Below are 14,530 nucleotides of genomic sequence, written 5' to 3'. Positions count from 1 at the left end.
GTGCTGCTCTACGCGCCCACCCACCGCGACTACCAGAAGGGCTTCCTGCCCGGCCTGGACCTGGAGCGCTTCGTGCGCTCGCTCGGCCCGTCGTACGTCGTGCTCGTGCGCGCCCACTACTTCTACGGCGCCGACGCGGGCCTGCGCGGCCACCCGCAACTCGTCGACGTCACCGGGCACGCGCGCGTGGAGGACCTCTGCCTGGCCGCCGACGCCCTCGTCACGGACTACTCGTCGCTGATGTTCGACTACGCCTGCCTGGACCGCCCGATCGTGACGTACGCCCCCGACTGGCAGGCCTACCGCGCGGCCCGCGGCACCTACTTCGACCTCCTGTCGGGGCGCCCGGGCGAGACGCCGGGGGCCGTCGCCACCACCGAGGAGGAGCTCGCGGACCTCTTCAGGAGCGACGCGTGGGACACCGTGCGCACGACGAAGCTGCGGGCGGCGTTCCGGGCGAGGTTCTGCCCCTACGACGACGGGAGCGCCGCCGAGCGCGTGGTCCGGCGGCTGTTCCTCGACGGCCTCGGGGAACTCGAAGGTCAGGCGCCCCGCTCGTAGGGAGAGCGGACCGGGAAGTACGCAGCGAGGAACGAGCGCATGGCGAGCGCCATCTCCTCGTCGGCGAGCTCGCTGTCCGGGGACTCGCCGATGCAGAAGGCCGTCTTGTTGCGGCCCTGGAGCAGCTGCCCCAGGCGCGCGTGATCGGCGCGCCTCCCGATGTCCACGAAGTCGTACGAGATGCCCGCCGGCACCGCGCGCCCCGTGAGATAGGCGTAGTGGTGGTGCAGGGACGACACCAGGGCGATGTCGCCGTTCGAGCGGAAGCGGCTGCGTGCGGTGGCTTCGAGCTCGTCGGGGAACCGCTCGGTGAGCTCCGCGAGGACGCTGCGGTGCAGGGCGTAGGGCGCGTGGAAGAAGCTGTGCGTCGCCGTCCTGCCGAAGGCCTTCTCCAGCAGCGCGCGGTTGTTCTTCGCGGCGGCCAGATAGCCCTCGTCGCCGGACGATACGGGCAGCGCGGGCACGGACGCCGACGACCAGAAGAAGCGGGCGGTGCCCGAGCTGTGGAAGAAGGTCTGCGGGGTGGTGGGGCGGCCGAGGAACATGTCGTCGTTGAGGTAGATGAAGTGCTCCGACAGGCCCTCGATGCGGTGCAGCTGGCTCTCGATGGAGTGGGAGTTGAAGGTGGGCAGCGTCGCGTCCGGGTCGGCGAACAGGTCGCGGTGGTCGACGACCGTGATGCCCGGGTGGTCCGCGTTGAGCCAGGCCGGGCGCTGGCCCGCAGTGACGAGGTAGATGTGCCGGATCCAGGGCGCGTTCGCGGCCAGGGAGCGCAGCGAGTAGCGCAGCTCGTCGCGGTTGCGGAAGCGGACGGCGCCGTGGTCCGGCGACGTCCCGTCACCGGAGCCGCCGAGCGCCGCGTCACGGCGGGCGCGCCACTGGGGGTCGGAGTCGTCGACCCAGGTGTAGACGGCGTCCACGGGGAAGTCCACGTCGCCCATGAGGAGCCGGGCGAAGACGTCGAGGGTCGGGTAGGTGCGGTCGGCGATGCGGAGGGTGGCCGCGGGGGTGAGGGAGGGCAGCTCCGATCCGGCGAGGGTGGTGCCGAAGGGGGCGCGCCGGGTGTCGGGGCCGCCGGGCCCGGCAGCCCCGTCGTCGGCGGTGACCCGAGGCCAGAACGCCACCGTGCAGGACTGCCCGACGCCGTGCCGCAGGGAGAGCGTCGTCGTGGTCACCGGCTTGAAGAGCTTGATGCCCGCGACCTCGCCGATGCCGTCGAGGCGCTCGGCGAGCACGACTCCGGGCGCGGCGTCGCGCGGACGGACCAGCTCGGCGTAGACGGGCTGGCCGTGCAGGGACTCGGCGATCGCCTTGAGCGCGCCGTCGCGTTCGTCGTCGGCCACCGCGAGGGTGTGCGTGGTGCCCGAGGTGCGGACCAGGACGTAGGGGATGTCCTCGGACTCCAGGGCGGTGGCGGCCAGTTCGAGGTTCCAGTCGGTCATGTCGGGCGCGAGGACGTCGTCGCGCCGCTCGGCGAGGCGGCCCACCGAGCGGATGAGGAGGCCGCTGTTGTCGGCGGCCAGGATCTCGTCCTCGCGGGCCCGCTCCCCGGCGTCGGGCGCGGCGTCCAGGGTGTACGGCGTGGTCGGGCGGAAGCCGCTCCCGCCGGACGCGATCCCGAACGCCACCCGGTCCGCGCGCTCTTCAAGGCGCTCGGGGGCGTCGCGCCGGGCCACGAGCCTGGAGTACAGCTCCTGCCAGCGCGCGGTGACGTCGGCGCTGGAGAAGCGGGCGTAGACGCCTTCGCGGGCGGCGTTGGCGTAGCTGCGGCGGGTCTCCGGGTCGCCCATCAACTCGGCCATCGCGGCGGTCAGTTCGCTGATCTCGCCGGGCGGTACGAGCAGTCCGTCGACGCGGTGCCTGACGATCTCGGCGGGCCCGGTCAGGACGTCGTACGCGACGACGGGCACACCCGCGGCGAGCGCTTCGAGCAGCACGAGCGGGAAGGCCTCGTTGTGCCCCGCGGTCATCAGGGTGAGGCCCGCTTTGGCCCACTCCGCGGCCATGTCCTGGCAGGGGCCGAGGAGTTCGACGCGGTCCTGGAGGCCGAAGCCGTCGATCAGGCGTCGCAGCTGCTGCTCGCGGTGGCCGTCGCCGAAGACGCGCAGCGTCCAGTCGGGGTAGGCGTCGGCGAGTTCGGCGAAGGCCCGTACGGCGTGGTCGACGCGCTTCTCGCCGGTCAGGCGCGCGGCCATGACGATGACCTTGCTCTCGCCGTCGGCGCGCGGCCGGAAGCCGTCCGGTACGGCGTTGGGGATGACCGCGAGCTCGGGGGCGGTGGCGCCGAGGGACTCCGCGATCCAGTCCCGGGTGCGTTCGGTGAGGGTGACCAGGGCGTCCAGTCGCGGCGCGTGCAGGAGGAGGGGTTCGCCGGAGGGGCCGCGGCGCTGGGTGGGGCGGTGCTCCTGGTGCACGGTGACGACCCCGGCCGGGACGAGCGTGACGGCGGCGGCCATCAGGGCGGGCGTCGTGGTCACCAGGACGTCGGTGTCCAGGGTGGTCAGGGCGGCGGTCATCTCGACGTCGGAGAGCCGGTCGAAGGCGGACTCCCAGGCGGGTTCGATCAGTTCGGCGGGCAGCGCGGCGAGGGTGCGGCAGGCGGCCTCGTCCAGGCGCGAGGCGCGCACCGGACGCTCGGGGGACACCGTGCGGTCGACGAGGTAGCGGACGGGCAGGCTGCGGGCCTCGGGGAAGAAGGGCTCGGGGCGGGTCCGGAAGACGGAGATGACCTCGACGTCGTGCCGGTCCGCGAGGTGCTGCGCCTGGGTGTAGGTGGCCAGCTCGGTGCCGCCCATCTCGTCGCCCCAGCCGAGCAGGTACGTGATCTTCATGAGGTCTCCTTCGAGATGTCCCAGCAGGTCAGGGCGAAGGCGCCGGACTTGGTGAAGTGGGCGTGGGCGCGGACCAGGGCGCCGCCCGGCAGCGCGAAGACCCGGAAGGGGGTGGGGCAGGCCGCCGCGGGGTCGCGTACGTCGGAGAGCCACCGGCCGAGGGGGAGCGAGGTGCCGCGGGTCTCCGACTCCACGCGGAAGTCCCACACCCACTGGCCGGGGCTCGCCCCCGCCATCTCGGCGAGCGGCAGCGCGAAGCTGAACTCGGCGCCCTCCCACATCGCCCCGACGCGCACGGTGACCTTGTCCCGCCGCCGTACGGCCTCCGCGCGCCACCGCCGTTCCCGGCCCGTCCTGACGAGCCGTCCGTGCACGGTGATGCCGTCGCTGCCGGGCACGAACCGCAGCAACTCGGCGCGGGGCCCGGACCGGGTCACCTGGAGCACCGCGCGCCCGCTGCGGCAGCGCACGACGCGGACGAGCGTGCCGGTGCGGGGGTCGGGGGCGTGCGGCAGGGTGGGTGTGGGCGGCAGTTCGGTGTCCCCGTCGAGGCCGATGCCGCGCCGCCGCACGCGTCCTCGGGCATCGGCGGTGACGACCGTGAGCCGCCAGACGCCCTCGCTCAGGCGGGGGCGGGCCGGGGAGCCCGGTTCATCGGGGGCGTCATGTGCGTCGCGCAGCGTGGCGGTGCCGGCGAGGAGCAGGCCGCCGTGGGCGTGCCGCTCGAAGACGAGCGGGACGCGGAACCTGTGGTGGCCGCGCGAGAGGAGCAGGTGGGCCCGCTCGATCCGCTCGTCGGGGTGGGCGGCGACCGCGAGGTTGAGGGTCCGGCTGTCCCGGATCGACAGATGCACGGGCGCCAGGAGGCCTTGCCGCCCCCGCCCCGCGGCGGCGCGTTCCGCCCGGAAGCGGGTGGTTCTCGCGGTGGCGGCGAGCCGCCGGACGACGGGCGGCCGGGCCGGGGTCATGACGTGAACCCAATGTGGTGCATTGCCCCACTTTGCCCGTTGTTCCCTCAGATGCGGGGTGTGGCCGCGTACGGGTCACCCGGCTGGCCCACGAAAGTGTGTCCCGGAGTGCGCTACGGGGTTAGACCCCTTAATGATCAATTCCCTCGCGCAGTTCCACCGCCGTAAGGAAGCACCCGCACCACCATCACCACCGTCACCCGCGCCACGCGCCTCCGTCCCCGCGCCATTCGCACCCGCCCCGGACCGCCCGCCGCGCGCCCTCGCTCTGTGCCGCCGCTGGAGCCGCTGGGCCGACCCCGCCGCCGTGGCCTTCGCGACCCTCCTGATCGCCTGGCGGGCAAGCGCCCTCGGCCAGTGGATCGTCGACGACGCGGCGATCACCTTCGCCTACGCCCGCAGCATCGACGAGGGCCTCGGCCCCGTGCAGCAACCGGGCGCCGACCCCGTCGAGGGGTACTCCAACTCCTCCTGGCTCGCCCTGCTCGTCATCGGCCGCAGGCTCGGCCTCTTCGACCGCGGCGCGCTCCTCGGCGTCAGCGACCTGGTGCTCTACCCCAAGGCCCTCGCGCTGCTCTGCACCGCGGGCGTGCTCGCCTGCGCGGCGATGGCCGCACGGGCCCTGCTGCCGGGCCGCGCCTGGGCCGTGACGCTCCTGACCGGCGGCATTCTCGCGGCGAACCTCTCGTACGTGGCGTGGTCCTTCTCGGGGCTCGAAAACCCGCTGTACGCGCTGACCGCCGCCGCGACCGGGGCGCTGCTCGTGCGGGGCGCCGTGCGCGGCACCCTGCTGCGGCCCGCCGTCGCCGCGGGCGCGGGGGCCGTCGCCCTGCTCGCGGCGCTGACCCGGCCGGACGGCGCGGTGCTCGCCGCGGCCTACCCGGTGGCCGTCCTGCTGTTCCTGCGCCGTGACCGCCTGGCGCGCGCCGTGCGGGCGGTGGCGCTGGGCTGCGGCACCTTCGCGCTGCCGTACGCGGTGTTCCTGCTGTGGCGCCGGTCCGCCTTCGGGCTCTGGGTCCCGAACACGGCGGTGGCCAAGGCCCAGAAGCCGCCGGACCTCGCCCAACTCGGCTCCGCGGGCGAACTGCTGACGTACGGAGGCTGGGCGCTCGCCCTGACCGGCGCCGCCTGCGCCGGCATCGCGCTCGCCCGACCCGGCCCGGCGCGCAGGGCCCTGGCGGCGCTGCTCGTCCCGCTGGCCCTGACCCTCCTCGCGTACGGCGTGCTCGGCCGGGACTGGATGGCGCTGTACCGCTTCGCGACCCCGGTCTGGGTGCTCGCTGCGACGGCGCTCGCCCTGGCCGCCGCCACGGTCTGGCGAGCGGAGAGCCGCCGCGCGCGTGCCGTCCTGGGCTGCGCGCTCGCGGGCGCCCTGCTGCTCTCGGTCACCGGACAGGCCGCGCAGAACGGCAGGTTCGTCAACCGCCCGACCCTGTCCATGTGTTACGTCGCCGAGCGCTACGGCCACACCTTCGACGCGTACGCCGCCCGCCTCGGCCTGCGTGACGCCACCGTCGCCCTGCCCGACCTGGGCGGCACCCTGCTCACCACCCGGCTGCGTGTCGTGGACGTCGCGGGCCTCACCGACCGCCGGGTGGCCGCCGCGTACGCCGCCGCCGACCCGGCCGCCCTGCGCGACTACGTACTGAACGACGTGCGCCCCGAACTGCTCCACGTGCACGCCGCCTGGACCCGCAGAACCGGCCTGACCCCGCCCCTCCTCGCGGCGGCGGGTTACGTCCCCCTCTACGCCGAGGGCAACGGCGGCGACTTCGTCAGGGCGGACGCCGTACGGGACCCGGCCCGGATCGCCGCGGAGCGCGAGCGCGTGCGCCCGGTCCTCGACGCCATGGTCCGCGAGATGCGCCCGGCGGGCTGCGGCCCGACGCTGCGCGCCGGAGAGGGGACCCCCGCATGACGACGGCACTCCCGCGCCAGACCCGCCCCCGCCCGGGGCTCCCCGCTGCCGCCGACGACGCACCCCGCGTGGACTCCCTGACCGGCATGCGCTTCCTCGCCGCCCTCGCGGTGTTCGTGCACCACTTCACCGGCCTCAGCGCACACGGCGGCGTGGCCCACGCCCCGCTGCTCTTCCCGTACTCGACGCTCGGCGCGAACGGCGTCGGCTTCTTCTTCGTGCTCTCCGGCTTCCTGCTCACCTGGGGACACCGGCCCGGCACGCTCGCCCGCCTCTTCTACTGGCGCCGGGCGGGCCGCATCCTGCCCGCCCACCTGGTCGCGACGATCCCCGTCATCTGGGTCTTCTACGTCTGGGGCGGCGTTCCGACCGACGACTTCAGCTTCGTCGCCTCGCTCTTCCTCGTGCAGACCTGGTTCCCCGGCGTCGTGCCGACGCTCCCCGGCAACGGCGTCGCCTGGACGCTCAGCGTCGAGGCCTTCTTCTACCTCCTCTTCCCGTTCGTGATCCGTGGCGCCCTGCGTCTGCGCACCCGCACCCTCGGCCTGCTCGCAGGGGGCGGACTCGTCGCGATGTGGCTGGTCAAGTGGTGGACGGTCGTCCATCTCTCGCCCTTCGCCAGCGAATGGGTCATGCGCAACCCGGTGAGCAGGCTGCCCGAGTTCGGCGTCGGCATGGCCTGCGCGCTCGCCCTGCGCCGGGGCCACCGGTTCCGGCTCAACCCGCCCGTGCTGCTCGTCTGCCTCGCCGGATACGCCGTCGTCTACTGCCACCGCGCGACCTGGTTCGGGCCGGACCTGGCCGGGCATCTCGCCTGGACCCTGCGGCCGTTCGCCGCCGTCTTCTCCGTGCTCTTCGTCGTCGCCTGCGTGCAGCGGGAACTGGCGGGGCACCGGGGCTGGCTCTGCTCGCGGCCGATGGTCCTTCTCGGGCTCTGGTCGTACGCCTTCTATCTGCTCCACCAGACCGTCAACCGGCTGATCCTCGACACCTGGGGCCGCCCGCAGCCGGACAACTCCGCGCTCTTCACGCTCCTCGGCGTCGCACTCACCGTGGTCGCGCTGTCCTGGGCGATGTTCACGTACGTCGAGGAACCGGCGCGGAAGTGGTGTGCCCGGCGCACTCCGAGCCGGTGGAGGCGCTGTGTCGGTACGCCTTAAATGCGGGTGATGCGTAGAAGATTCCTACCTAGGTCCCTGCCCAGGAGGAGACGTGCACCAGTCCGCGTACGAACAGATGGAACTCTGTGTGGAGCAGTACATGCCCAAAGGGAGACGTCACCGGGTGGTCGATCTCGGCGCCCGGGTCTCCGACGGGCAGACCCGCACCCACAAGACCCTGCTCGAAGGACGCGACACGGAGTACGTGGGCGTCGACGTGCTCGACGGCCGCAATGTGGACGCGGTGATGACGAAGCCGTACCGCATCCCGGTGAAGTCCCGCAGCGCCGACTTCGTCATCTCCGGGCAGGCGTTCGAGCACATCCCCTTCTTCTGGGCGACGATGCTGGAGATCGCCCGCGTCCTGAAGCCGGAGGGCATCGCCTTCGTGACGGCGCCCTCGCGCGGCCATGTGCACGACGCGCAGGACTGCTGGCGCTACTACCCCGACGGGTTCCGCGCCATGGCCGCGTACAGCCGGCTCGAACTCCGCGAGGCCTACACGGACTTCCCGCCCATGAAGGGCATCCGGCACGCCTACGCGGGCATCGACGCCAAGCACGCCTACTGGGGCGACTCCGTGGGCGTCTTCCAGCGGCCCAAGCGCTATCCGAGCCTGACCATGGCCTTCGTGCGCGCCGGCACCACCTGGTGGGCGAACAAGGTCGGCGGGGTCGACGGAATCCCGCTGCCCGAACCGATCGAGGGCCGCGCGCTCTGCGGCAGGCCGAAGACCGTGGTGGCCCCGCGTTCGGTGGAAGAGCACCCCATTTCTTCGCCAAGTGACGTCAAATGAACATGAACTGATGAAACGTGACATAAAGCACAAGTTGCGCGTACTGTCCGCTCCCATGGCATGGCGACGCGCTGTGAACGGCGCACTGAAGCAACTGACCGGCTATCAGCTGACGCGCACCCCGGTGCCGGGCCAGCGCGCGGCGGCGGCCCCGGCGCCGAAGCCCGCACCCGCACCCGCCCCGGCATCGAAGCCGAAGCCGAAGCCCCTGAACCTCCCCGCCGACTACGACGACGAGGCGAAAAACATCATCCGTGCGGTGAAGCCGTACACGATGACCTCCCCGGAGCGGCTCAACGCCTTCATCCTGGCGACCCGGCACGTCGTCAGGCACAACATCCCCGGCGACATCGTCGAGTGCGGCGTCTGGCGCGGCGGTTCGATGCAGGCCTGCGCGAAGGCCCTGCTCGGCGCCGGAGTGACCGAGCGCGACCTGTACCTCTTCGACACCTTCGAGGGCATGACCCCGCCCACGGAGGAGGACCTGCGCCTGGACGGCAAGTCCGCGGAGGAACTGCTGGCGCTCCAGGGCAAGGACCGCCCCATCTGGGCGGTCGCCTCCCTCGACGACGTCAAGTCGGGCTTCGAGAAGGTGCCGTACCCCAAGGAGCGCGTGCACTACGTCAAGGGCAGGGTCGAGGAGACCGTCCCGCGCAAGGCGCCCGAGCAGATCTCCGTGCTGCGCCTGGACACCGACTGGTACGCCTCCACCAAGCACGAACTGGAAGAGCTGTACCCCCGGTTGGTCAGCGGCGGCATCCTGCTCATCGACGACTACGGCTACTGGCAGGGATCGCGCAAGGCGGTCGACGAGTTCATGGACAAGACCGGCGAACGCCTGCTGCTCCTGCGCATGGACGAGGGACGCATCGCGGTGAAGCCCTGACCGTGCGGAACCACGTGAACGGGCCCCGTGTCCGGCGGTCCCGAGCCGCCGGTCACGGGGCCCGCTCACGTGATCACCCGAATGGCTCTGCGCGGGTGACCCATAAGGGCGGTCGTTGTTAACCGGATGACCTCCAGCAGGACGCGCAGCCGTGCCCGTCAGTACTCCGGAAGGAATGTGCGCAGCGCATGACACCCCGACTTGCCGTCGTCGTCCCCGTCTACAACGTCGAGGAGTTTCTCGGTCCCTGCCTCAGGTCACTGGCCGGGCAGACCATGCCGGACATCGAAGTCGTCATGGTCAACGACGGTTCCACCGACGGCAGCGCGCGCATCGCCCGCGAGTTCGCCGCGGGGGACGGCAGATTCCGGCTGGTCGAGCAGGAGAACGCGGGCCTCGGGGCGGCCCGCAACGCGGGAGTGCGCGAGGCACGCGGGACGCACCTGGCGTTCGCCGACAGCGACGACGTCGTACCGCGCGACGCGTACGAGCGGATGCTGGCGGCACTGGAGGAGTCCGGCTCCGACTTCGTCACCGGCAACGTCCACCGGCTGCGCTCGGGGGACAGGACCGAACAGTCGCCGATGTTCCGCAAGATGATGGAGAGCGACCGCAGCGCCACCCACGTCACCCGTGACTGGGCGCTGCTCGGCGACCGCATCGTCTGCAACAAGGTGTTCCGCAGGGACTTCTGGGACCGGCACGCCTTCGCCTTCCCCGAAGGCGTGCTCTTCGAGGACACCCCCGTCACGATCCCCGCCCACTTCCTCGCCGGGTCCGTCGACGTACTGAAGGAGCCCGTCTACCTCTGGCGCGACCGCGACGGTTCCATCACCAGCGGCCGGGCCAGGCCCCGCGCGGTCCGCGATCGCACGGCCGCCGTCCTCGCGGCCGGCGCGTTCCTCGCGGCGAAGGCCGGGGAAGCGGCGGGCACCCCGCGGGCCGGGATCTTCGCCGACGCCAAGCGGCGCTACGACACGACGGTGCTCTCCGGCGATCTGTGGCTGTTCATGGAGGCCCTGCCGCACGGCGACGCCGCCTATCACGACGCTTTCCTGGAGCAGGCCAACGCCTTCGCCGACACCGTCGACCCCGCCGTGATCGCCGCACTGCCGCTGCCCCTGCGCGTGCGCTGGCAGCTCATCCGGCGGCGCCGGATCACCGAACTGCTCGCCTTCATGGCGTTCGAGAAGACCAACCCCGGCGCCTTCCGGGTCCGCGGCCTGCGCCGGCGCCGGGCCTCCTTCCCCGGCATCGGCGGCCTGCCGCGCGAGACCGTCGCCCTGAAACGCTCCGACCTGCCGCTCACCGCACAGCTCACGCGGGTCGCCTGGGACGAACAGGGCAGGCTGCGGCTCAAGGGCTATGCCTACATCCCCAACCTGCCCGCGGGGCGGATCGGGGCGCGGGCCAGGGTCGCCTGGCTGCGGGCCGGGCGAAGGCGCGTGCTTCCGCTGAGGCTGCGCACGGTGCGGGCACGCGAGGCGACGTACCGCTCCAAGCAGGGACTGCACGACTACGACCGCGCGGGGTTCGAGACGGTCATCGACCCCCGCAGGACCGTGACCAAGCGCCGCAGCACCACCTGGAACGTGGAGATGGGCGCGGTCAGCGGGCTCCTGCCGCGCACGGGCCCGGTGCGCACGAGCGGCGCGCCGCGGCTTCCCGTGCGGTACCTGGAGGAGTTCCTGCGGGTCGCCGTCACCCTCAGCAAGGGGCGGCTGAGGCTGCGCACCGAGCGGGTGGCGGCGCGGCTCGTGGCGCACGAGGGGTGCGGCGGCGCCGTCAGGCTGCACGGCAGGATCGCACCGGGGGAGTCGCAGGCCCTCGACGCCCTGCGCATCGAGAACTGGCACACCAAGGAGGCGCACTACGTCACCGCCCTGGTGAACGGCCGCGACTTCAGCGCCGATGTGCCGCTCGCCTTCTTCCACGCCGGTCAGGACGCGACCGGCAGACCCCGCAAGGCCGACCCGTGGGGCGTCAGCCTGGTCCGCGAGGGCGGCGGCCGCACACCGCTGGCCGCCTGCCCCGAGGTGCCGCCGGGGCGGTACGGACTGCTGCCCGGGCGCGAACTCCTCGTCCTGGCCAACCTGTCGGGGAACCTGGAGCTGCGCGACCAGACCGTACGGCCGCTCGTGGACGCCGTCACCTGGGACGACGAACTGCTGATCGAGGGCAGCCACCCCGACGCGGCGGCTCGCACCGCTGAGCTGGTCCTCGTGCACGGCGGCCACGGCGACGAGGCCGTGGCGCCGGTCCGGATCGAGGGCGGCCGGTTCACCGCCGCACTGCGCCCCGAAGCCCTGCCGGGCCCCGGCGGCACCCTGCCGCTCGCCGAAGGCCGCTGGAACCTCTTCCTGCGCGAGCCGGGCGAGTGCGACCCCGAGCAGTACACCCCGGTGTGCGCGGCGCCCGGCGGGGCCCTCGGCGACAGCCTCCCGATCGTCCGCACCAGGTCCGGCCGCGACATCACCCTGAAGCGCCACGCCCACGACGGCCTTCACCTGCGCTCCGGCTCGGCCCTGCCCATCGCCGACCGGGGCGGCCCGCGCCAGCGCCGCCTGCGCGAGGAGTACGCTGCGCGGCGCGGCGGGCCGCTGCGGGACGCCGTCCTCTACTCCAGCTTCGACGGACGCCAGTACTCGGACTCGCCGCGCGCCGTGCACGAGGAACTGGTCTCCAGAGGAGCCGAGTTGGAGCACCTGTGGGTGGTGCGCGACCAGCAGGTGCAGCTGCCGGGGAGCGCCACGCCCCTCGCCCTGTGGAGCGCCGAGTGGCACGAGGCCCTGGCCCGCTGCCGCTACATCGTCACCAACACCCAGCTGCCCGAATGGTTCGAGCGGGCCGACGGCCAGTACGTCGTGCAGACCTGGCACGGCACCCCGCTCAAGCGCATCGGCCTCGACCTCGCGGGCCGCTCATCCGGCGACCGCGCCTACATGGCGACCCTGCCCGGCCGCGCGGCCCAGTGGAGCGTGCTCGTATCGCCGAACCGCTTCTCGACGCCCGTCCTGCGCGGCGCCTTCGGCTACACCGGCGACGTCCTCGAACGCGGCTATCCGCGCAACGACCTGCTGCACGCCGCCGACCGCGCGAAGGTCGCCGCGTCCGTGCGCGAACGCCTCGGCATCCCCGAGGGCAAGCGCGTCGTCCTGTACGCGCCCACCTGGCGCGAGAACCAGCCCAAGCAGAGCGGCCGCTACGCCCTCGACCTGCGCCTCGACCTCGAAGCCGCCGAACACGCCATCGGCGAGGACCACGTGCTCCTGGTCCGCAGGCACTACCTCGTCGGCGGCGCCGTCCCCGGCTCGGACTTCGTGCGCGACGTCACGCGCCACCCCGACGTCAGCGAACTGCTCCTGATCAGCGACGTCCTGGTCACGGACTACTCGTCCCTGATGTTCGACTTCGCGCAGACCGGACGCCCGATGCTCTTCCACACCTACGACATCGACCACTACCGCGACACCCTGCGCGGCTTCTGCTTCGACTTCGAGGCGCAGGCGCCGGGACCGCTGCTCGCGACGAGCGACGAGGTGATCGCCGCGCTGCGCGACCCCGGTGCGGCCACCGCCGCCCACACCGAGGCGTACGACAGATTCCGCGAGGTCTTCTGCGACCTGGACGACGGCAGCGCGGCCGCCGGTGTCGCGGACGCCATGCTCGAAGGAGGCCGCGCATGAGCTCCTCGGAACTGCACGACGTCAGCTGTGTCGTCGTCGCGGGCACGGACGCCGACGCGCTGCGGCAGTCGGTGGACTCCGTGCTCGGCCAGACCATGGGCAACGTCGAGGCGGTCCTCGTCGACCCCGGCGCGGACGGCCCCGCCCGCGCCGCCGCACAGGAACTCGCCGCCGACCACCCGCACCGGGTGCGCCTGGTCCGCGCCGAAAGCCCGCTGCCCGTGGCCGCGTCGCGCAACCTCGGGCTCGACGCGGCACGCGGCCGGTACGTCATCGTGCTCGGCGACGGCGAACTCCTGGAGCGGCACGCCTGCCGCAACCTCTTCGACGCCGCGCGCACCACCGGGGCCGACCTGGTGGCGGGACGCTGGACGCGGCGCACGGCCTCCGGCAGGAAGGAGGCCCACCCCGGCTGGCAGAACCAGCAGCACGCGCGGACGAGGAGCGTCGAAAACCTCTCCGACGTCCCCGAACTCGTCGCCAGGGACTCCCTGGTCACCGGATTCTGCGTGCGCAGGGACTTCGTCCACGGCGCGCGCCTTCGGTACGCCGAAGACCTCGCCCACAGCGAGATCCTCTTCGGCGTCGAGGCGGCACTCGCGGCCCGCGCCATCACCCTCGTGCCGAACCTCGTCACCACCCGCCGCGCGGACCCCGACCCCGCCCGCGAGACCCCCGGCCTCGCCCGGGCCAACGACCGCGTCGCCGCACTCCTGGCGAGCCTGGGCCGCCTCGACCTGTGCGACCGGCGCGAGCGGGCCTTCCTCGTCGACCACGTGCTGCCCTGCGCCCGTACGTTCCCGCAGCTCACCGCCGACGAGCGGCGCCGGGCCACGGCCGGCGTCGGCCCGCACCTCGAAGGCCGCGCCGACGCCCGCGCCCTGAGCGCCCTCGACCCCGTGGAGCGGGTGTGCGTACGGCTGCTCGCGGACGGCGACACGGAGGGCGTACTCGCCGCCGCGTACGCCCTCGCGCGGCCGGGGACCGTCGTCTCGGAGCTGACCGAGCGGGAGGGCAGGGTCTACTGGCGCGCGGACGGGCTCGACGACCCCCGGGTACGGGACGTGCTCGACGTCAGCGAACTCGGCCACCAGCACCGTCCTTCGGACACCGTGCGCCTCCTGAACCGCCTCACCAGGTGCACCGTCGAAGGCACCAGAGCGGTACTCGAAGGGCAGGTCGTGCTGCCCGGCAGCGTGCTGCCCGACCGGCCGCCGCTCACCGCCTGGCTCGACGTGCGCGCCCGCGGCACGGCACGGCGCGGCCTCCGCGTACCCGTGCAGGAGGCGCACTACGACGGCGGCGCGGTGCTCTGGCGCGCCACGCTCGACCTCACCGCCGGGCTGCGGGACCTCGGCATCCGCGACCGGGTCCGGGAGCCACGGCTCCGGCTCGCCGCGGGCGGCCACGACCTGACCACCGAACTCGTCGCCGAGCAGGAGACCGTGGGCACCGCCCGCGGCCTCACCGTCACCGGCGCGAACAGGCTGGAGCTGCGCCTGGCACCCCGCCACCGCGCCGCCCGCACCCTGCGCGCCGCCCTGCACTACGTCACGCACTTCCGCCCCGCGCGCAAACTGCGGCTCGGGGTGCGTGCCCTGCGCAAGAGGGTCGACAGGCTGAGCGGCAAGGCGGTCAAGCTGCGCGCCTACCGGCTGATGCTGCGCCGACTGCCCGTCAGCAAGGGCTCGGTGGTCTTCGAGAGTCACATGGGAGCGTGCTAC

Annotated in this window: 9 protein-coding genes; 7 read left to right on the top strand and 2 right to left on the bottom strand. The window is 73.0% G+C overall.

Annotated elements, in window-relative coordinates; genetic code table 11:
- Positions 1-561, top strand: a 561-nt coding sequence (locus ACQKIP_RS22780; protein ID WP_427743919.1) for a CDP-glycerol glycerophosphotransferase family protein, incomplete at its 5' end; no start/stop codon positions are given.
- Here ACQKIP_RS22780 and ACQKIP_RS22775 read toward each other — a convergent pair.
- Both ACQKIP_RS22775 and ACQKIP_RS22770 read right to left on the bottom strand, forming a co-directional pair.
- Positions 543-3,392, bottom strand: coding sequence for a stealth conserved region 3 domain-containing protein (locus ACQKIP_RS22775; RefSeq protein WP_365857218.1), 2,850 nt, complete (start codon positions 3,390-3,392; stop codon positions 543-545). The two genes, ACQKIP_RS22780 and ACQKIP_RS22775, sit on opposite strands and share 19 nt — an antisense overlap.
- On the bottom strand, positions 3,389-4,360 hold the full coding sequence (locus ACQKIP_RS22770; protein WP_365857220.1) for a hypothetical protein: 972 nt from the start codon (positions 4,358-4,360) through the stop codon (positions 3,389-3,391). Before ACQKIP_RS22770 ends, ACQKIP_RS22775 begins: the two co-directional genes overlap by 4 nt.
- A 307-nt stretch (positions 4,361-4,667) precedes the next feature.
- Here ACQKIP_RS22770 and ACQKIP_RS22765 point away from each other — a divergent pair, with 307 nt between their 5' ends.
- From ACQKIP_RS22765 to ACQKIP_RS22740, 6 genes are all read left to right on the top strand, one after another.
- Positions 4,668-6,278 (top strand): hypothetical protein, encoded by a 1,611-nt coding sequence (locus ACQKIP_RS22765; protein WP_365857222.1) that lies wholly within the window; start codon positions 4,668-4,670, stop codon positions 6,276-6,278.
- The gene (locus ACQKIP_RS22760; protein ID WP_365857224.1) at positions 6,275-7,438 is read left to right on the top strand and encodes an acyltransferase family protein; all 1,164 of its coding nucleotides are present in this window, start codon (positions 6,275-6,277) and stop codon (positions 7,436-7,438) included. Before ACQKIP_RS22765 ends, ACQKIP_RS22760 begins: the two co-directional genes overlap by 4 nt.
- A 52-nt stretch (positions 7,439-7,490) precedes the next feature.
- A complete protein-coding gene (locus ACQKIP_RS22755) occupies positions 7,491-8,234 on the top strand; it encodes a methyltransferase domain-containing protein (RefSeq protein WP_365857226.1) in 744 nt (247 codons plus the stop codon).
- 22 nt (positions 8,235-8,256) lie between these two features.
- Positions 8,257-9,120 (top strand): TylF/MycF/NovP-related O-methyltransferase, encoded by an 864-nt coding sequence (locus tag ACQKIP_RS22750; protein ID WP_365857980.1) that lies wholly within the window; start codon positions 8,257-8,259, stop codon positions 9,118-9,120.
- A gap of 188 nt (positions 9,121-9,308) precedes the next feature.
- Positions 9,309-12,806, top strand: coding sequence for a bifunctional glycosyltransferase/CDP-glycerol:glycerophosphate glycerophosphotransferase (locus tag ACQKIP_RS22745; protein WP_365857228.1), 3,498 nt, complete (start codon positions 9,309-9,311; stop codon positions 12,804-12,806).
- On the top strand, positions 12,803-14,530 hold a 1,728-nt coding region (locus ACQKIP_RS22740), incomplete at its 3' end, for a glycosyltransferase (protein ID WP_427743917.1). The genes ACQKIP_RS22745 and ACQKIP_RS22740, both read left to right, overlap by 4 nt.

This window comes from Streptomyces sp. NPDC059900 (genome assembly GCF_050270335.1).
GTDB lineage: Bacteria > Actinomycetota > Actinomycetes > Streptomycetales > Streptomycetaceae > Streptomyces.
Note: the sequence above shows the minus strand (reverse complement) of the source record. Positions and strands in the feature narration are given on the sequence as shown.

Excerpts from the sequence above, each read along its gene's own strand:
- ACQKIP_RS22775 (WP_365857218.1), bottom strand. The coding sequence starts at position 3,392 with ATGAAGATCACGTACCTGCTCGGCTGGGGCGACGAGATGGGCGGCACC.
- ACQKIP_RS22760 (WP_365857224.1), top strand. The coding sequence starts at position 6,275 with ATGACGACGGCACTCCCGCGCCAGACCCGCCCCCGCCCGGGGCTCCCC.
- ACQKIP_RS22770 (WP_365857220.1), bottom strand. The coding sequence starts at position 4,360 with ATGACCCCGGCCCGGCCGCCCGTCGTCCGGCGGCTCGCCGCCACCGCG.
- ACQKIP_RS22745 (WP_365857228.1), top strand. The coding sequence starts at position 9,309 with ATGACACCCCGACTTGCCGTCGTCGTCCCCGTCTACAACGTCGAGGAG.